13 protein-coding genes and 1 pseudogene are annotated in these 19,415 nt (G+C 68.8%); 6 read left to right on the top strand and 8 right to left on the bottom strand.

The annotated features are described in order from the left end of the window. Positions 1-95: 95 nt before the first annotated feature. From ACTRO_RS27755 to ACTRO_RS27740, 4 genes are read right to left on the bottom strand one after another with little or no spacing between them, the layout of a single operon-like run. Positions 96-2,471: a type IV secretory system conjugative DNA transfer family protein gene (locus ACTRO_RS27755; protein ID WP_051451485.1), complete on the bottom strand. Its 2,376-nt coding sequence runs from the start codon at positions 2,469-2,471 to the stop codon at positions 96-98. Further along, positions 2,468-5,140, bottom strand: a complete 2,673-nt coding sequence (locus ACTRO_RS43990) for a TraG/VirB4 family ATPase (RefSeq protein ID WP_051451484.1) — start codon at positions 5,138-5,140, stop codon at positions 2,468-2,470. Before ACTRO_RS43990 ends, ACTRO_RS27755 begins: the two co-directional genes overlap by 4 nt. Beyond that, positions 5,137-7,068 (bottom strand): hypothetical protein, encoded by a 1,932-nt coding sequence (locus ACTRO_RS27745; RefSeq protein ID WP_157436482.1) that lies wholly within the window; start codon positions 7,066-7,068, stop codon positions 5,137-5,139. Before ACTRO_RS27745 ends, ACTRO_RS43990 begins: the two co-directional genes overlap by 4 nt. Positions 7,069-7,070: 2 nt before the next feature. Next, positions 7,071-7,334 (bottom strand): pilin, encoded by a 264-nt coding sequence (locus tag ACTRO_RS27740; RefSeq protein WP_051451483.1) that lies wholly within the window; start codon positions 7,332-7,334, stop codon positions 7,071-7,073. A 581-nt stretch (positions 7,335-7,915) separates the two neighbouring features. On the opposite strand from ACTRO_RS27740, the gene ACTRO_RS27735 reads away from it, so the two are divergent. Together ACTRO_RS27735 and ACTRO_RS27730 are read left to right on the top strand one after the other, a co-directional pair. After that, positions 7,916-8,251, top strand: a complete 336-nt coding sequence (locus ACTRO_RS27735; protein ID WP_084316563.1) for a type VII secretion target — start codon at positions 7,916-7,918, stop codon at positions 8,249-8,251. Then, a complete protein-coding gene (locus ACTRO_RS27730) occupies positions 8,248-10,164 on the top strand; it encodes an alpha/beta hydrolase (RefSeq protein ID WP_034267715.1) in 1,917 nt (638 codons plus the stop codon). Before ACTRO_RS27735 ends, ACTRO_RS27730 begins: the two co-directional genes overlap by 4 nt. 705 nt (positions 10,165-10,869) lie before the next feature. On the opposite strand, the gene ACTRO_RS27725 is transcribed toward ACTRO_RS27730, so the two are convergent. Continuing rightward, positions 10,870-11,688, bottom strand: a complete 819-nt coding sequence (locus ACTRO_RS27725; RefSeq protein WP_157436480.1) for a hypothetical protein — start codon at positions 11,686-11,688, stop codon at positions 10,870-10,872. A gap of 654 nt (positions 11,689-12,342) precedes the next feature. On the opposite strand from ACTRO_RS27725, the gene ACTRO_RS43985 reads away from it, so the two are divergent. Then, a complete protein-coding gene (locus tag ACTRO_RS43985; protein WP_051451482.1) occupies positions 12,343-12,894 on the top strand; it encodes a hypothetical protein in 552 nt (183 codons plus the stop codon). 148 nt (positions 12,895-13,042) lie between these two features. After that, positions 13,043-14,065: a TRM11 family SAM-dependent methyltransferase gene (locus ACTRO_RS27715; protein WP_051451481.1), complete on the top strand. Its 1,023-nt coding sequence runs from the start codon at positions 13,043-13,045 to the stop codon at positions 14,063-14,065. Here ACTRO_RS27715 and ACTRO_RS27710 read toward each other — a convergent pair. From ACTRO_RS27710 to ACTRO_RS50455, 3 genes and pseudogenes are all read right to left on the bottom strand, one after another. Then, positions 13,993-15,669, bottom strand: a complete 1,677-nt coding sequence (locus tag ACTRO_RS27710; RefSeq protein WP_051450382.1) for a site-specific integrase — start codon at positions 15,667-15,669, stop codon at positions 13,993-13,995. The two genes, ACTRO_RS27715 and ACTRO_RS27710, sit on opposite strands and share 73 nt — an antisense overlap. A 5-nt stretch (positions 15,670-15,674) precedes the next feature. Next, positions 15,675-16,019 carry a helix-turn-helix domain-containing protein gene (locus ACTRO_RS27705; RefSeq protein WP_034261863.1) on the bottom strand — a complete coding sequence of 115 codons (345 nt, stop codon included), beginning with the start codon at positions 16,017-16,019 and terminating at the stop codon, positions 15,675-15,677. Then, positions 16,020-17,092, bottom strand: a pseudogene (locus ACTRO_RS50455) (tyrosine-type recombinase/integrase). It abuts the gene before it with no gap. 189 nt (positions 17,093-17,281) lie between these two features. On the opposite strand from ACTRO_RS50455, the gene ACTRO_RS47530 reads away from it, so the two are divergent. Both ACTRO_RS47530 and ACTRO_RS27690 read left to right on the top strand, forming a co-directional pair. Beyond that, positions 17,282-17,683, top strand: coding sequence for a helix-turn-helix transcriptional regulator (locus ACTRO_RS47530; protein ID WP_157436479.1), 402 nt, complete (start codon positions 17,282-17,284; stop codon positions 17,681-17,683). 137 nt (positions 17,684-17,820) lie between these two features. Beyond that, positions 17,821-19,389: a site-specific integrase gene (locus tag ACTRO_RS27690; RefSeq protein ID WP_051451480.1), complete on the top strand. Its 1,569-nt coding sequence runs from the start codon at positions 17,821-17,823 to the stop codon at positions 19,387-19,389. Positions 19,390-19,415 lie beyond the last annotated feature (26 nt).

The following is a 19,415-nucleotide window of genomic DNA, read 5'->3' as shown; positions in this document are numbered from 1 at the left end:
CAGGTACGCAAGCCCTTGGCCGGGCGCCGGGAATCGGGTTGTGTGCCTGGCGGCCGGTCGCGCGGCTGATTCAGCAGATTCGGGACGACGCGGCATCATCGGGCCTTTCGCATCAGAGATTCGGCAGCGTGCTCGCGGGCTTGGAGTGCCCGGCCCGGAATCACAGGGGGCAGGGGCCGGGTGGCGAGCGTGCAGGCGGGCTGCACCGCAGCGTCGACGACGAGACGTGCCGCGGCCTGATACGCGCCGAGCCGCGAGAGGTCGAGCTCGCTGATCGCCGGTGCGGTGTGGCGGGCGAGGTGTCGGGCGTCTTCGGGCGAGGCGTTGAAGTAGATCTTGCTGCGGGCGTTGGCGGAGACGGCGTGGTTCATCTCGGCCGGCAGTTGGCCGAGGTTCTGGTGCGCGAGGGTGAGTCCGACGCGCAGGGCACGGGCCTGGGCGAGCATGGTCTCCACTCCCACGGCCAGGTTCAGGAACTCGTGGGCTTCATCGACGTAGACGGCTGCGTCCCGGCGGTGGGCGCTGACTGACCGGGTAGTCGCTGCCTGCCACGTTGTCGCGAGTAGGAGCGAGCCGAGCAGTCGCGTGGTCTCTTCGCCGAGTACGCCTTTCGGCAGACGCGCGAGCAGGAGGCCGCCGTCGAGTACCGCGTTCAGGTCGATGTTCGTCGCGCCGGACGCGACGATCCCCGCCGGGTAGTCGCGCATGAGGAACGCGCGGAGCTTGTTCATCAACGGCGCGGTGATCTGGGCTCGCGCCGGTTCCGACAGCCCGGTGTACCAGTCCCAGAATCCGCGCAGCACGGGCTTGGCGGCGCGGTCGAGCGCGTCGGTGTAGCGGCGCCGCTCCTGGTCGGAGGAGAGGATCGCGGGGATGGATCCGAGTGTGGGCACGGGCAGCGACGGCTTGGACGCCTTGGCGGTCAGCAGCGTCAGGGCGCTTGCGCGCACGAGATCGTCGCTGCGTGGGCCCCAGTATGCGGAGTAGACCCTCTTGAAGATGGAGACGAGGTGATCGACCGCGAGGTCGGCGCCGGGTCCGTCGAGAATGTTCAGCCGAGGTACCGGTGTCGCGCTGTCGCAGGGATCGAAAAGGTAGAGCGGCCTGGTCAGGGCGCTGGCGGGGAGCCGGTCGAGGATATCGGCGATCATGTCGCCCTGCGGGTCGATGACCACTGCGCCGAGACCTGCGGCGATGTCTTGGAGCAACAGGTCCACAAGCAGGGTGGACTTGCCCGAGCCGGTTGCGCCGAGTACGTGCAGGTGGTGGCGGGCATCGGCGACGTTCAGCGCTACCGGGCGTACGAGCCCGGTGTCGGCGTCGCCGAGCACCTTGGCAGCCTTCAGTCCGGCCCCGTCGGGGATCGTGGGCGCGGGCGGCACGGGCTTGGCCTGGGCGCGGCTGAGGCCCAGTGCGTTCGGATCCCAGGGCAGGTGAGCGAGCGCGGCGAGCTCCGGAATCGAGTAGAGCGCCCCGCGGGTGAAGATGCGCTGCGAGATGTAGTGCTCGGGCTCGTGGAGGCGCCGGCGTCGCAGGTAGTTGCGTTCGGCGTGCACGGCCAACGTCGAGGCGATCTCGTGGCAGACCCCACGGGCGAGGGCGCGTGTAGCCGGGTGCACCTTGTGGCCGGCGCTGTCGCTATTCTCGGGCGCGGGGACGGCGGCTGCGTAGCGGATCTCCACCTCGTACAAGGGCCCGGCGAGCTTCGCGGCGGCGGCACGGGCGTCGGCCTCGAGGCGGTGGTCCATCATCATGCTGGTAGTGACTCGGCGGACCCCAGGTCGGGTCATCGAATCGAAGATGACCGACTTGAGCGTGGCGGTGTTCTTGCCCTGCAACGCCCGCAGTGACCTGCGGGCCTGCGCACATCGCCGTGCGCCCGCCGGTTTGGCGAGGATCTGGACGCACGCCCCGTGGCCGTGGCGCAGGTGCGCAGCCGCGCCGAGCAATGGACGAAGCGGATCGGTCTCGTGTTTAGTCCGCAGCGGGAGCGCGTGCGTGCGCCCGGGGACGAGGCGCCCGCCGTCCACTGCGCCGCGCGGACCGGCGGGAGGTAGCGGGCTGATTGGCAGCGGAAGCGCCGCTGCGTGAGCGCCAGGCCATGCGGCTTCGACGGCATGCTCGACCAAACCCGGCGGCACCGTGCCGGGCACCCACAGCCGGACGGCGACCTGGCGAGCGGTCAAGACGTACTCCATCGCGACGTGCGGCTGCCCGGCGAACAGGCGAGCGAGCCGTGGGCGGTGCAGACCGAGCATGTTCGCCCAGAACGCCGCAGCTCCGTTCTGCTCCACCTGCGCGGGAAGGGCGATCTCGATGACGCGCGCCCCGTCAGCGGCCGCCCGCCGACGCGAAGCCCTGATACGCCGCAGCAGCGGTGAGATCCCGGCGGATGCAAGTGTGACCACTGTCGTCATCAGCGCCGGATTCATCGGTCGCCTGACCAGTACCGTCATCAAGATCGCGCTCATCGGCCGCTCTTTCCATTGATGCCGGTGTGGAGGAATGGGTCTTCGGTCGGTGTGGAGATTGCGGCGAGTGCTGCGCGACTGCTGCCTGTGCGCGCAAGGGCGTAGCCGCGCGGTGCCGCGGCCAGGAAGTCGCGTTCGCCGGCTGAGAGCCGGAAGCGTTCGGTGACCAGTGCGAGCGCTTGTGGGGCCTGGTGCAGCAGGATCTGAGTGGCGGCGTTGCTGGCCACGGCGGTTCCGAGATCCGAGTGCAGCAGGTCCTCGGCGTCCTGGGTGACCAGGGAGAGCGCGAGCTGCCGCTTTCGGGCGGACTTAGCGATCCGGTAGACGAACCGTGAGGCGGCCTCGTCGCGCAGCAACTGCCACGCCTCATCGATCAGCACCATCCGTCGTCGGTCCGCGCTCTGCGCCCGACGCCAGCATTCTGAGAGCACCAGAAGTGCAGCCGGCGTACGCAGCACGTCCGGCAGGTTCTCGAGCGTGTAGACCGTCAACGGCGCTTCGCCCTCCTGTTCGGAGGACTCAACATCCGACTTGTGATCCCGGGTGAACAGCGCGCGGAAGGAGCCGCGCGTGTACGGCTCCAGGTACGCCGCGAGCTCGCATGATGTCGGGTCGAACGCCGCTTCAGCGCACGCGGCGACGTCGCCGAGGTCCGGCGCTCGCCGATGCCAGGACGCAGGATCGGTTGTGATGCCCGCAGCGGAGTACGCGTTCATCGCGGCCCGATCGAGTGCGGGACGGTACTGCTCGGCGCGCTCGTTGCCGAGCAGTACTTCGACGAGCGCATGCAGGTCGAGCACGCGGACCGCGAGCTCACAGGGACCAGCGGCCGACGGGTCCGGGAGATCCAGGACGTTGAGGAACTGCCCGGGTAGGCCGAGGCGGACCACGCGGCCACCGACCGCCTCGGCGATCGCGGCGTACTCGCCTTCCGGGTCGATGACGCTCGCGACGGTGCCCGCGCACAGTTCGCGGATCAGGTCGGTCTTGGCCAGGAAGGACTTGCCGCTGCCGGAAGCGCCGAGGATGAGGGAGTTGTGGTTGACCTCACTCCACCGGTCGCGGAAAACAGGGGTGCCGGTCATGGCGTTGAGGCCGGCGAGTACCGAGGTGGAGGAGGCGGAATCCGCGGCGTCAGTCTCGGGGCTGGTGAGCGGCGAGCACGCGGCGAGCGCGGCGGTATCAAGCACTCGGTTGTGGCCCAGGAGATCGGGTCCGGCGGGCAGCGTCGAGCGCCAGGCGTCGAGCATGCGGAACGTGGGCGTCTGCGCAGTGGTCAATGACGCCGAGAGCAGCGCTTTGACGTCCGTGGTGAGCTCGTTCAGCTCGCTCCGGCCGTCGGCGTAAACGGTGATGTAGAGAGCGGCAGTGAACAGGCGGGTCTGGGCGCGTGCGACGCGATGGGCGAGCGTTTCGGCGTCCTGCGCAGCTGATTCCACCAGCGGATCGGCCAGTTTGCCGCGCTGCGCGTCTGACCGGCGTCCGGCCTCCAGACGTGCGCGACGCCTGCGCAACCGGTCCGCGGCGACACCTGCCGGCACGGGAGCGGCGTGCAGCGCGATGTCGAGGCGGGCCGGATAGGAGCTGAGCGTCTCGAGCCAACCGGGCAGGACTTCGCTGGGATAGCCGGTGATCAGCAGCGTTGTCGCGTATGTACCGTCGATCAGCAGGCTGCGTGGCAGTACCTCGATGCCGAGCGGCGTGATGCCCGTCGTTGCCTCAACACTCGCGGACGGCTGATCGGCAGGGGCATGCGGGGCGGTGATGACGTCGTTCGGCGCGGCCAACTGTGCGGGCGCGTGCAGGCGTTCCGGATCGCATGCGGCGGTGAGTGCCGCCGTGGCCTCGCCTCGTCCGAGCACGCACGCGGGCATGCCGCACGTGGAGAGCAGCACGGCGGCTTCCTTCGCGCGGTGCGCTGCCTTCGCACCGGCGTCCGAGCCGGTCTCGCGCACGGCCAGCACGACTCGGCGCGACCACACCGTGCGCTGGGTGGCCAGCTGCCGCAGGTATTCGGCCTGCTGGGTAGCGAGCGTGGACAGCTTGGCGTTCTCGAGGTCTTCAGCAGCGCGGGCTCCGCGGTCCGCGTGTTCGTCGAGGCTGACGCGCTCGGTCGTAGTCGTGAGGGAGAACGCACCAGTCTGGCTGGCAAGGACATGTCCGATCGCGGCCAGCCGCGCCTCCACTTCAGCTGTGTCGGCGAGTTGCAGGCAGGCCGGGATGATCTCGACCATCACCGCGCAGCCGTGCCGCCCGAGGTCGATCACGCCGGGCTCGCCGTCTGCGCCGGTGACGGCGCGGTAAAGCGGTGCCAGGGCCCTGATCGTCTTGGGCAGTTCCGCCGTGTCGGCTGCTGCCGCGCGGCGGCGAGCACCGAGGACGTACTTGATCGCGGCCATCGCCAGCCGGTCCGCGGGGATTCCGCCCGGTCGTGCCATGACGAGCCCGACCGTCGCCAGGGCGATCGGCATCCCGCCGACGAGCAGAGCGTGGTTCGGCACATGGCCACGCAGCACACGGGCGGCAAGCCACAGAATCGTGCCGGCCGCGGCCAGGATCGCGCACTGCCGCGCGGTAAGCGGGCCGATCAGCCGGTCCTCCAGGCTGAGATCGGCGGGAACGGCCACAGGGGCGGGCGGCCGCGGCTCGTGAACGGCGTGGGTGGTCATTCGGCTTCGTCTTCCTGGGACGGCGGCGTGGGCGGAAGGAATTTCACGTGGAGGCTGTCGCCGACGCGGCGAGGAGCTGGCCGGACCTTCATCTCGTCAGCGAGCGTGTTCGGCCGCCCCTGCTCTCGCGGGAACAGGCCGCGCTGGGTTGGCCGTACCTGAGGAACTGCTGCAGGTGGTAGCTGTGCGGGAGCGGTTGCTGGCTGGGGCGCGTCACGCGTGACGGCGGCACCGGTTTGGGGCGGAGTCGGGATAGTGAAGAGCGGCTGCTGATTTCCAGCGGTCAAGAGCTGTGCTGAAGCGGTCGAGAACAGCGTCGGCTGGCGCCATCCAGGACCGCTGGTGGGCGCGGGCGGAGCGGCGGGCTCGGTCGTCGTGATGGCTGGCTGCGCAGCGGCCGCCGGGGCGGGGGCTTTGGTGCCGCGCGGCATCGGGAACAGCGCCATCTGTCCGCTGCGGTGACTTCCACGGGCGGATCCGTGGGCCTGCGGGCCGCCGAGTGGCCGGACGGCCCTTTTCGCTGGGGCTGCAACGGTCTCGACCGCAGTGGACGGGCGCGCGGGCCGCGGCCCGAGCGCGGCGGTCGACTGTCCACGTCGGGCTTGGAGAAAACCGCCGACGGCCTGGCCCGTGGTCCGTCCGATCATGTAGCGGGCACTCCCGGCGCCGGGAACACCGATAGCGACGCCGACCGCCGCCGCAGCGGCAGTGCGCAGAACGGACCCCGCGAAGGTGCGTGGGGTGTGGCCGAGTGCGGCGCGCATCGCCCAGCTCGGGATCTTCAACAGGATCAGCATCAGCGCCGTGCAGACGAGCAGATCGGTCAGCCCCGAAGAGGTGGGGAACAACCCGAGTGTGGCGCCGTCGGGATCGAAGATGACCTGAAGCATGAGCACAAACGTCAGCGACTGAAGCAGCTGGATCGCGAAGACGGCGCCGAGGCAGCGCCACCACAGCCGCGCAGCCCCGTCGAGCCCCGGCACGGCATGGGTCGTGAGCGGCAACGGCGCGAGCGCGGCGAGCACCATCAGCCCGGCGGTGCGCAGCACGCACGAGAGCAGTACGGCCACGGCCAGAACGCAGATCACGAGCGCGAGGATGACTAGGAAAATCTGGGTGGCACCGTCCGGCAGAATGGCCGCGGCGAGGATCGTTTGCAGCAGTCTGTTGCCGATCCCCGCCGGGTTCAGCTGCTGTCCCCAGATCGCCGTGGCCAGGGCGGTCACCGCGCTATTGAGCTGCCCGATGACTTGAAGGCTCAGGTTCGCGGCGAGGAATCCGAGGACAATGCGTGGCGCGATCTGCTTGATCCCGTAGCGGGTCTGGACGGTCTCGTGCCCCATGACGAAGATGCCGCCGACGATGACGAGCAGGACGTAGAAGGCGTCGGCGAGCACGAGGTTCGCCTGCCAGAGCTCGGCGACACGGCCGTGAGTGACGTCCGGGCTGGCGAGCAATGCCGCGCCGAAGAGGCTGAGGATCGGGGTGAGCGCGGCTTGGGCGAGATTGCCGAGCCACGTGTCGATGGCCTGCTCGATCTGGCCAGGGATGTCCCACCAGGACGGCCCAGAGCCGGGAGGGTTGGCGGCAGGGATCTGCTGCGGGGCGGGCAGGCGGGTATCGACGTGCGGGCCACCGTTTCCGGGCGTACCCGGGGGCGGAAGGTGCGGATTCGGCGACGGCGCGGGCGTAGGACTCGGTACCGGATGGTCCGGGCTGCTACTGGCAGGGGCTGGTGGCGTGTTGGGCTGCGCGTTCGGCGCGGGCGCTGAGACTGCAGTGGCCGCCACGGCCGGAGTCAGCGGTGCGGGCATGGAGTCTGCGGAGGCAACCGGAACCGAAGCGAGCACCAGCACGCTGATCGCCAGGACAGTTACCGCTGCTTGCCGGACGAGTCTGACCGGGTTGGCTGCCATTTGATCGGCCATGGTCAGGAGCCGGTCAGCGAACGAAGGACGGAGACGATGTCTGGCGCGAGCACCGCCAGCGCGTATCCGATCATCGCGGACCTAAGGGCGACCTTGGCCTTCTCAACCTCCGCAGGATCGCCGCCGGCCATCAGATAGCGGGCACCGCCGATGGTCAGATAGAGGGTGGCGAGACTGACGAGAATCGCTGTGATCCACGTCGTCAGGTTTCCGACGACTTGGTCGATGCTCGCGACGGCGATGACAGCGAAATGTGCGGCGGGCACGTGGGTCGACCTCCTTCCGAAAGGCGGCCCGGCCGCAGTGGTCCGGTGCCGATCCGTGCCCTGATCAGGCCGCTGCCGGTCGCGGGCGGGCGTAGCAGTGCTGCGCATCCGCGGCGCTTCGGCGGGTCCGCTTCCTTCCGTGTCGGCTGGTTGCGGTCGGGGTCGTGCCGGACGGGGCGGGGGCGCTGCAGTGCTTCGCCACCCGGACCGGCAGCGGCCCGATCAGGAGGAGGGGAGTAAACCGCTCCGTGAAAGATGCAGATCGATACGCGACGCTGTAACAGACAGCTGCGTATTCGGGCGGAGAAATGTGATTGATGCGATCAGTTGAACCGTAGCGTGGCGAGGCTGAATGCTGCCTCGCATGTTCCGTCACTTCCATGGCGGCTTTCAGGCCCCACAGCGGGTTTCCGCCAGGCAAGTGCGACCTGAGCTGGGATGATGTCGGTACAAGACGGTCTCGTATAGCAGAGCTCTTGTATGCCTAAACATGTCGGGTTACTCTGGCAGCGCAGGGTAGCGGTTCGATCGTGTCGAGTGATCCCGCTACCGGGGAGTGGCAGGCTAAAAAGGGGACGGATATGGCTCCGCGTCCAACGGACGGCGGCGGGTTCACCGTGGATGCACAATCGTTGCGCGGCTTCGCGCATACGGCCGACGGCGTCGGCCAGGGGGTCGAGTCGCTGGTGGCCAAGGCGCAGGCCGCTCTCGCACTGGGCGTGCCAGGCGGTCTCGATACCGGAGCGGCGATCGCACGCGCACGTCAGTCATGGGGCAATCGACTCCAGCAGTTGGCGAGTGAAGCGAGCCGGATCTCAGCGAACCTCACCTCGAACGCCGCGTCCTACGACGAGAACGAGTCGGCCACGCACGATTCGTTCGTCCGCGTGCTTCGTGGCGGAGCGTCCGCACTGTGACGACCCAGATCACCTACAGCCTGCTGAGGGCTGCCCAAGCCGAGGCGTACGCCGACGCAGCGGACGCGATGAAGACGGTGGTCGACGGGTTCGAACAGTCCGCGGTCGACCTCAACCATCAGATCTATCAGCGGCTCGAGGACTCCTGGTCGGGGCCGGCCGCGACCGCAGCGCTGTCCACCATCGGGACGGCGGTCGGCGACTATCAGGCCACGCTCGACTACCTCGGCAGGTTCGTGGGTCTGCTGCGCTCTGCGTACGAAGGCATCGCCGATGCCCAGGCGTACTTGAACGCGGCAGCTGGGATAGCGGCGCGCAACGACTGGCAGATCGACGACTTCGGACAGACCTACCCCACTCTCACGCCCGCGCCCCATAACCAAGCCATCGTCCAACAGCTGTATGAGGAGATGAACAACAGCCCTGATTACGCCGAGATGCAGGACCTGATCCGCCGAGCGCTCTCGACCGCGCAGGCCGTCAACGACCAGGTCGCAAGCGCGATGGACGACACCGAGCAGTACGGCCAGGGCAAGAACTGGCAGACGGACGCCGCATCCTCTCAGGCGAGTGCCAGCGCGATGGAAGCGAAGCTGGAGAAGTCGCTGATCCCGACGGGCGCCGACTCGTCCGAGACCGCCGCATGGTGGAGCGCGTTCGGCAAGAACGGCGCCGCGGCGCAGGTACAGCTCATCAAGGACCAGCCTGCGGCGATCGGGGCGCTCAACGGCCTGCCCGCGACGGTCCGCGATAAGGCCAACCGCATCCTGCTGACCGGCGATATCAACCACGACACCCAGTTGCAGTCGACGCTGACAGCGCAGCAGAAGCAGGTCGAAGCCGAGATCAACCAGCTCTACGCCAGTGGGAAGGCAGTCAACCCGCTCGCGCCTAACGTGCCGTCCCTGCAGTTGAAAGCGCTGACGGACCAGCTCAACTCGATCGAGACCCGGCTCGCCTCGGTCAACGGCCAGTTACCGGCACTCCAGATGCTCCAGCAGAACATCAACATGAGCGGACAGCCCTACTCCTTCGAAGGCCGCCAGGTCACCATGCCGCCGATGTACCTGCTCGGCTTCGACACCAACGACGCCGGGCATGCCATAGTCGCGTGCGGAGACCCTGACACCGCCAAGAACGTGTGCGTCTACGTGCCTGGGCTCAACACGAGCTCGAACAACACCCACTTCCAGTACGACATCCAGCACACCCAGAACATGACGCTCGCGGCCGATAAGGACAGCGGCGCGAATGACACCGCGACCATCATCTGGCTCGGTTACAACGCCCCCCAGTTCGACGTCGCAAGCGCCAACTTCAGTCCGGACGTGGTCTCTACAGACGACGCGACAGCCGCCGTCGCGAACCTGACCAGTTTCATCAACAGCCTCCGCGTCACCAACCCCCATATCAACAACTACACCCTGCTCGGACACAGCTACGGCTCGCTCGTGGTGGGGGAGACGGCCAAGGCGTCACACCTGCCGGTCGACAACATCGTCCTCGTCGGCAGCCCGGGAACCAGCGCCAACTCTGCCGATCAGCTCAACATCGATCCATCCCACGTATGGGCCGGCACGGCGTCCGACGACCCCGTAGCTCGACTCCAATGGTTCGGACCGGCGCCGACCAGTGCCGGCTTCGGCGCGAACCAGTTCACCGTGAACGCCACCGGCGGAGGTTTCCCGATGGGCCAGCACGGTGAGTACTTCGATGTGACGGGCAACAACGCGAACAACGATTACGGCGACTCGTCACTCACCAACATCGGCTACATCATCTCAGGACACACCGACAAGGTGCAGCTCGTCCACTCGGCGGGGCCGATCTGGCAACCACCGCAGAGCATTCCCAGCCCGTCGACCCAGGTGCCCTCGACACCCTCGCACCAGACGCCCAGCCCTCAACCCTGACCATCCAGGTTCGGGTCCACCTCAAAGCGGACGATCTGACTGAACGGACGACGCACCATGAAGTTGCCCCTCTTCCGCGCAAGGCCGAGACCTCTTCAGGCCGGCTCCGCGGTCGCGCTTCTCGTCGTGGGCCTGTGCTCCGGCTGCGGGGGCTCAAGCGCGCCCAGCACCGGAGCCAGCAGTCAGTTGCCGACCCGGGAGCAAGCCTTCCAACTCGGTGAAGTGCACATCAACCAAATCCTGATCGCCCTACACAAACCGCCCACGGCCCAGTTCTCGTACAACGAAGGCCTATGCAACGAGTCAGATGACCAGCACGGCCACGTCAATCTGGATTACACCCTTCCAGGAACCTACTCCTCGACGCAGGCGACAGCCTTGATGAATACGGTCGGATCGGCCATGAAATCGTTGGGAATCGGCACACCCGTCTACGACACACAGCCTGACGGCGTATATGTGCAGGGCACCTCGTCCGGCCTACTCGTCGACGTCGACAGCGGAGTCCTCAACTTCTCGTACCAGAGCTGCTACTCCACGCCAGCACCGGCCAACTGGTGGCAGTCGGAAGGGCTGCAACCTCTCACGGCCTCACCCGCACTGACAAGCACGGCAGGTCCGCCAGCGGCAGTCCCCACGGGGGTTGGTTCTGACCTACCGACTTCCGAATCGTCGGCTTCAGGCGGCTGACGCACCGCGAGATGATCACGCGGTAGACCGTCGCGAGCCCCACTGACCTGCCTTCGGGCGCTCGTCGGTCTGATGGATGCGGCCAACGCCCACCGCCCCGAGCGCACAAGCCACCTTCTCCTCCGCTGCCCGCAGCGCTCGGGTGCCCTGCATCGGATACCAGCCGCGCTCGAGACACAGTTGACGTAGAGTCACCCGCTCGATCCGGTGTCGGCCGATCAATTCAGCCTCCGCGATGTCGATCACTCCCGCGGCCACAAGCCGCGCCAGAGCGATGTCCGGGTGCGTCGGGTGGGTACGCGTGCCCGCAGCGGGTTCGGGCAGATGCGCTTCGGCGTTGTCGGCGGTCCGTCGACAGTGCGCGGTACGGCGGTCGGCGACTCGCTGAGCTCCTGCCGCAGCCGCTCTGGCGAGGCGCCAGTTGATCAGGTCGGCGTGATCGGCATGGTCGGGTCCCAGGTCGATCATGGCGAGCGCTTGCGCGAACGCGGCGAGCATTTCCGCGACCATCTCGTCGGTCTCGGCAGGGTGGACGTGGTTGCGATCACGGGCACGCAGCGCGATGTGGATCAGCCGAGGCAATGCGAGCCCAAGTGCGACGAGGCGCCACGACTCCGCCTGTGTATCGGGACGGCGGCCGAGCTCGATGACGCGGCGCCAAAGGGCGTCGCGCTCGACGTCATCGGTCAGCGGGCAGGTCAGGTAGGCGCTGACGTCCGTCAGAGGCACCAGTCCCATGACACTCGGCATTTCGCCGAGCCCGCCTCGCTCGCACAGCTCTGCGAAATCGCGGCCGATCGCGGCGAGCACTGGGAAGAGGTGGGCGGTGTCCATCGAGCGGTAGCGGCTGCACGTGGCGGGCTGGTCGGTGGCGTGCCGTGCGCAGTGGCAGCGGGCGGACGGGCGGGGACGGTTGGGGTCGGTCACGATGAGGCCTTCCTGTCGCAGAACCGCCGGGCAGGGTTGCGCCGGCAGGACAGGTCTCGCCGTCGGATTGATCGCCGGTTGTTCGGCGCTGGCCGTGATCAGCCCTCGGAGGTTGTCTGCGGGTTGCTCGCCGGTTGGTCACGGGTTGGTCGGGAGGACCCTGGCCTCTTCGCCGGATGCCACTTGGCCTGCATCGACGTCATGAGGGGTTGGTCTCGTCGTGCCATTCGGGGGATTCACGTGGGGTGTGCTCCGAACAGGTGAATGCCGGAGCTGACGGCAGGCGCGCGGTTATTCCGCCAGCGGTTGGTCTGCATCTTCTGCGGGTCGTGCCGGTCGTCAGATCGGCGCAGGACGGGTCCGCGAGGGACACGGATGTTCCACGCAACGCAACAATATGGCCGGGATCACGACGAGCACCGGATTCCGGGCCTTGGCCGGATCCTGCTCAAGGTCCCTGTCCCTTCGACTGCTCATCAGCGCCACCTCGTCCCCGATGGGGGCAGCCCCGGGATCGGCCACAGCGTCTGGCTGCCCCCGGCAGGAGGGCTGGCTGCAGCGGTGGTCAACGAGTCCGAGCTCCCTGTCTGGGCACTGACGCGGATCACCGCCCAGTTCCTCCCAGACGGCGGCGAGCTCGGCCTCTGCCACGGCCCGGGGCCGGGCCGTACTGGTCTGGATGTCACCCCCACGGACTGGGCGCCGGAATGGATGAACGCCGCGCAGCTCTATCACGGCGCCGAACGCATCTTCGGCCTGGACGCCGCACTGGTGATTGCCGACCCGCTTGACTACGAGCCGACCGCCGCGCTGGATGTCGCGGTGCCCTTCTTCCGGGTGCTACGCGAGGCGGTGCGCCCGGGCGGCGTCGTTCTCGTGCACACCCATCAGGCGACCGACCTGGACGGGCTGCCCGACCCGACCGGATCGTACGTGCGGCACGCCAGGCACGCCGGACTCGGCTACCTCCAGCACCACGTGATCGTGCACACCAGGCTCCTGGCTGAACCGCTCTCTGCTCGAGACCACGCGCCGCGAAACCCGCCCCGTCATGCGAAGGCCCAGCCGCGTCATCGGCGGGTGCACTCCGACCTGCTCGTCTTCACCGCTTAGCCTCCACCTGACCATATCAGGCCATGGCCGAGCCACCGGAAAGGACACCCAACCGTTGACAAACGATGATCAGCACTCTGGTGAGTGCGCGGGACAGCTGCCGCTGCCCGGCCTCGAGCACCTTCCCCGGGCCATCACGCCCGAACCCGTGCGGACGCGTCGGGCGATCGGGGTGTGGTGCACCGCGCAGTCGCCCTCACGTTCCCAGCGCACCGGCCGCTACCTGCCCGAGACCATCGCGCACCCCGGCCGGATGCTCCCGGCGATCGCCCGCCACGTCATCGAGACCTACACCGAGCCGCACGACCTGGTGCTCGACCCGATGTGCGGCATCGGCACAACGTTGATCGAAGCGATGCACCTCGGGCGCAACGCGGTCGGCGTCGAGTACGAACGCCAGTGGGCCGGCCTTGCGCAGCGCGGCATCAACCACGCCCGCGCTGGCGGTGCCCAGGGAGCAGGGTTCGTCTGGAACGCCGACGCCCGCAGCATCCCGGACGAGCTCGTCGAAGCGGCGCGCGGCCGGGTCAAGCTCCTGCTGACCTCGCCACCGTACGGACCCACCTGCCACGGTCAGGTCAAAGTCCACGGCCGCGCCGGGCACGCCGGGGCGATCGCCAAAACCGACCAACGCTACTCAAAGGACCGGCACAACCTCGCCCATCGTCCCGCACGCGAAATGCTCGCCGGTTTCACCGACGTCCTGGCAGCAGCCCACCCGCTGCTCGCACCAGGCGGCATCGTCGCGGTCACCGCCAGGCCCTGGCGACGCGACGGCAACCTGATCGACCTGCCCGCCGCAGTCCTGCGTGCCGGACGCGCAGCCGGCTACGTCCCGCTCGAACGCTGCGTCGCCCTGCTCGCGCGCTGTGAGCAGATCGAGTGCGATGAGCACGAACTCGGTGGCTGCAGCTGTGTTCCCGCCGCCCCGCGAGAACGGCTGGTCGCGCATGGCTCGTTCTTCCAGCTCGACGCCGTCCGCCGCGCCAACGCCCGCGGCGTACCCCAATCCCTGATCACCCATGAAGACGTCCTTTGCATGATCAAGGAGGAAAGTTCCAGAAGTTCACGTCAACTGAAGGGTTCTCAGGTCGAACTTCAGGATACTTCCGGGGCTGCGGCGGGGTCGAGTGCTGAGGTTCGCGGGGATGAACCGGGGAGGGACTCGTGATCGGATGCCAGCAGGAGTCGGGCGTTGGTCGCGTAGCGCACTGCGGTGCTCTCGGATCCGCCGAACACGGCGAGCAGGTGGGTGGGGTCGGCGCCGGAGGCGAGGGCTTCTTCCAGGCGCCGGTCTATCCGCAGTCGTTCGAGGTTCGTGTCGGTCGCGCGCAGGTCGATGACGTAGGTCTGGCTGACGGGCCCGAGCCCGAGCGCGCTTTGCTTGCTCACCAGCAGGTGCGGGTTGGCGGTGCCGGGGTGGCGTCGGTGGCGGTGCTCGAGGTAGTCGAGCAGCACCTGGTGGGTCAGCGCGTCGAGGGGGCGCTCGATGCCGCCGATCGTGATGCGCCGGGCGGGAAGGTCGAGGTCGTTAAGGCGCAGCGCCCGGGTCTGTCCGGGGCGTGCGCCGTGGATCGCGGCGAGTGCGAGAAAGAGGCGGGCCTGTGGGCTCGTGCAGGCGGCGATCGCCTGGTCGAGTGTGGCTTGGTCCAGGGGTTGCCAGATGGGGCGGTTCTCGCTCGGGCCGCGCAGGGCGCGGGTGGGGTTCGCGAAGATGCTGCGGGTGGCCTTCGCCCAGCGAAACAGCGCGCGGAGGCTGGAAAGGAGCATGCTGCGCTGCTGCCCGGTGGCCCGGTTGTAGACGGCGGTGACATCGGCGGGGGTCACCTCGCGCAGGTGGTGGTAGCGGGCGGACCATGCGGTCAGGGCGGGCAGGATCGCGGTGAGGTAGGTGTAGGCGGTGTGGGGGTGGCGTGCGGGGCTGCGCGGTGTGCCGTAGCGCAGGGTGCGTGCCCAGGCGGTGATGTCCGCGCCGATCGCGGGGGCGAGGGTGGCGGCCTTGGCCGCGAGCCACATGTCGAAGGTGGTGGGCAGATCGTCGTCGAGTACGTCCATCTGCTCGAGCAGTTCGAGCACGTGCTCGAGGCCGATGCAGTGCGCTCGTGCAACGGGGCGTGCGGCGCTGGCGCGTACCGTCTCCCCGGCCTGGTGGGTGGCGAGCAGCTCGGTCAGGGTGCGCTGCATCGCGCGCTGGGAGGCCGGGTTCCATCCCCGGGCTTGGGCGGTGGTGTGGGCCAGGTGCAGGGCCCAGGCGAGGAACGGGTTCTCCGGTGCCGGGGCGCTGCGCAGGTCGAGGCGCTGGGCGCGGTAGTTGCGCCGGTCGAGCTCGAAGAGTGCGGTCTGGATCCAGCGGGCGGCGGGGCGCGCGGCCACGGGTGGCGGCGGTTTGCGCGGTCGGCCTTTCTCGCCTCGGCGGCGCGGCGCGGTGCGCGGGCGGGCTGTGCGTTTGGTCATTCCGGCGAGGAAGAGCTGTTGGTGGCGCACGAGGGGAAGGTGCGGGGCGATCATGACTTTGGCGCGCGCGTCCAGGTGCTGCGCGCCGTCGCGTTCGTGCCGGGCCTGGCACCAGCACAAGCGGCAGTAGCCGTTCTTGAGCGGCTGCTCGCGCCGGCAGGCACCGCAGCGGCCGATGGGGTGTCGTCGGGCGGGTGCGGTGAAGTTGTAGCAGCCCAGGCATACCCCGGTGCTGTGGATCAGCCCCCAGGCGTAGCAGGAGACGCAGCTGTCCAAGGTGCCCGAGGGCGGGCCCGGGGTCCCGGGAAGGCCGCGTGGCATCCGGGTCAGGCGATCGGTGGGGGCAGCGAGCGCCCGCCGGTGCGGCGCGGGACGATCGCGAGCGGGGTCGTGCCAGGGCCGCCCATCCCGGCGGCTGGTGCGAGGTTCGCGGCCTCGGGCCCGGGGGCGACCTTCTCGGGCTCGGGGATGAGCAGTTCGCCGATCTCGCAGCCGAGTACGGCGCAGATCACGTCGAGTTCCTCGAGTTTGAGGGAGGCGGGCTGGCCGGACCACAGGCCCGACATCTTCCCGGCCGACAGGACCAGGCCGCGCTCGGCGAGGGCGCGCTGGAGGACCGAGGCCTTCCAGATCTCGCGTTTGGCCGCGGCCATCCGCAGGTTCCACTTCATCTACGCCAGCCCCTTGAGTCTCTCGGCCGCGCGTGACTGGCCGGCCAGCCACGCGTCCTCGATCCGGGTGCGGTGCACGTGAACGTACCGCATGGTCGTGGCCACCCACGAATGCCCGAGAAGTTCCTGTATGGATATCAGATCCATGTTGTTGAGGTAGAGCTGGGAGGCGCAGTAGTGCCGCAGCACGTGCGGGGTCAGCCGGCCGCCCACCCCGGCAGGTACGACGCCGCGGCCTCGGCCAGGCCCGCGCGCAGCGTCTCGTAGCCCACCCGGCGCGCACTGCCGTCGATATCCCGGCGCTCGGCGGCGAACAACGGCGCACCGGGCCGGGCGTGGTCACGGTCCAACTGGCCCCACACGTCCTGGATGTACCAGCGCAGCAGCTCGGCGGCACCGCCGAGCAGCGGGACCATCCGCTCGCGCGGACCGGAGCCGTAGGAGCCCTTGCCGTAGCGCACGTGCAGCTTGCCGAACCGGCCCAGCTCCCAGCGCACATCGGCGAGATCGAGCCGACAAGTCTCGTTCGCGCGCAGCCCGGTATCGGCCATCAGCCTCGCCGCGGCATAGGTACGGGCCGCCGGGGCGAACTTGCGGGCCGAGCCGAGCGCCTGGCCCCACCCGGTGAACAACCCCGTCATCTCCGCCTCGCTCGGCGGGATGCGCAACCGGGCGTCCTTGCGCCCGCGCGGCCGGTTGAGCTCATCGAGCGGACAGACGGCGACGATGCCGGTCAGCGCGTGCAACTCGGCCTGATGGCGTAGCTCGAGGAACTCGAAGTACACCGAGAGCGCGGCGGCACGAGCCAGTCGCGTGCCCCCCGCCGCACCGCGCAGCACCTTCCCGAAGTACACGTCGGCATCCGCCGGCGCCATCTCCCACAACGGCCGGCCGAACCACTCACGCATCAGATCCAGGTGACTGACATCGCCACGGATCGTCGAGTCGCTCAGGCCCGCCGACGCCCGCGCGAGCACGAACCCGGCCATCAGGTCGACCTCGAACTCCGCCACGGCTTCCGCGGTCGCCACCGGCCGAACGTCGCGCAGGTCGCGCACGAGCGCAAGCGCCAACTCCGGCTCCCAACCTTCACGCCGAGCACGGAAAGTTCATGAAACATGAGAACTGTGCATCAGTCCCGAGATTCTGTCAATGCTCTGCAAAGGGAAGGCCCGACCCCCGAAGCCCAGGCCAGCGGCACCAATCCGCACCACACCCAGGAGGAACACCAGTGTTGTCGGACTCGCGTCAGGAGTCACGCAATGACCTCCCGTACCACTCCCCCGTCCCCTAACAGCCCGTCAGAGCTGCCTCCAGTCGTCAACGTGGTCACGGCCGCGGCGTGGCTCGGGGTCGGACGTACCACTGCGTATCGGCTCGCGGCCAACGGGACCTTCCCCGTTCCGGTGCTGCGGATCGGCACGAGCCTGCGCGTGCCGACCGCGCCGCTGCTGCGCCTGCTCGACATCGAGCCCAGCACCGCCGCACCTCGCGAAGAGCGGCTCGATGGGCCTGACTACTCCGCCGACCATCCCCCTGCCGATGACGGCGCGCACGGCGAAACGGCCACCGCGGCCGAACCGCCGGATCCGGATGAAGAACCTCGACGCCGACCGTTGCGCCGCGTACCGCGGTGGAGCGTCGATAGGGCCCGCACCCGCTGATTCCCCACCCGCAAACCGCGCACCGGCCGCCCGTCACCGCAGGCCACAGCCGCCCCCGGCGGCCGGTGCGCGGCGCCGGGACGGAATCAGCGGGGCAACCGAATAGCCCGTTAGCAACAAGATCGGCGGCACGAACCATGAAGAACGGTGCACTGTTCAAGCGCTGCTCCTGCCGGGACGAGAACCGCGCGCTCCTCGGCGCCGACTGCCCGAAACTACGGCGCAAGGCAGGCACGTGGAGCTCGGACCACGGCAGCTGGCACATCCAGCTCGAGGTCGAGACCGCGGAAGGGGCCGACCGCGTCCACCTGCGCCGCTCCGGCTTCGACACACGCGAAGCCGCAGAGGCGACCCTCAAAGAGATCAGGAACCTGCTCGATCTCGCCGAACGCGCCGAGTTCCCCGACCGCGCCCGCGCCCAGATCGCCGCCCTGATCCGCTCCGCACTGCGCAGGCGCACGCCGCTGCCGAACGTCGACGGCATCCGACGCATCATCGACCTCGGCCAACCCGTCAACAGCGCCCTGACCGTCGCCGAGTTCCTCACCGGCTGGGTCGAGGGCAAGAAGAAGACCCGCGCCGCCAACACCTACCGCTCCTACAAAGGCCACATCGACCAGCACCTGATCCCCAGGCTCGGCCACATCCCCCTCACCCGCCTCAACGTCGCCCACGGCAACAAGGCCTTCACCGAGATCGCCAACGACGCACGCGACGCCGCCGAACGCAACGAACTGCGCCACGCCGCACGCCACCGCGCCCAAGAGGCCGCCCACGCAAACGACACCGCCGGACGCGACCTCGCCCGCCTCGAGCTCGCCGCCCTCGGACCCTACGAGGACTCCCCTGGGGCTGCCTCCATTCAGCGCATCCGCGCCACCCTCCGCTCCGCGCTCACCGACGCCGCCAAGCAAGGCCTAGTCGTCCTCAACATCGCGAAGTTCATCGACATCGCCCCGGCACGCAAGCCGAAGGCGAAGCTGTGGACCCCCGCCCGCGAAGCCGAATGGCGCCGCACCGGCCAGAAACCCAGCCCCGTCATGGTCTGGACCCCCGAACACACCAAGGCATTCCTCGGCCGCGCCCGGGACCACCGGTACTACGCGCTCTACAGCCTCATCGCGCATCTCGGCCTACGCCGGGGCGAAGCACTGGCGCTGCACTGGGAGAACATCGACTTCGCCTCGGGCGAGATCTCCATCGAGGCGCAACTCGTCCAGCTCGGCTGGGAAGTCGCCGAGACCACCCCGAAGACCGACGCGAGCACCCGCACTCTCGTCGCCCCGCAACCCGTACTCGTCACCCTCGCCAAGCACCGCCGCCGCCAGCGCCGCTGGGCCGAGCGCTCCGGCGACCAGTGGGCACCCGGCCCCGGCAACCCCAGCGTCTACGTGTTCACCGACCTCGACGGTTACGCGATCCACCCCGACGACGCGCTCGAACAGTTCCAGCGCCTCACCCGCGAAGCCGACCTCCCCCCGATCCGCCTCCACGACCTGCGCCACGGCGCCGCCACCATGGCCCGAGCCGCCGGCGTCGACCCGAAGATCCTCTCCGCTATGCTCGGCCACTCCTCCACCACCATCACCAACGACCTCTATGGCGACGTCGCCACCGAAGCCAAACGCGAAGCCGCCAACACCATCGCCGACCAACTCGCCGGGTTGGATGACGACTGCGACTTCCCCACGTCGGATACCTTCTGAATCCCGTGCAGCTCTTGGTGAGGCTC

Origin of the sequence: Actinospica robiniae DSM 44927, from assembly GCF_000504285.1 — a bacterium.
GTDB lineage: Bacteria > Actinomycetota > Actinomycetes > Streptomycetales > Catenulisporaceae > Actinospica > Actinospica robiniae.
Note: the sequence above shows the minus strand (reverse complement) of the source record. Positions and strands in the feature narration are given on the sequence as shown.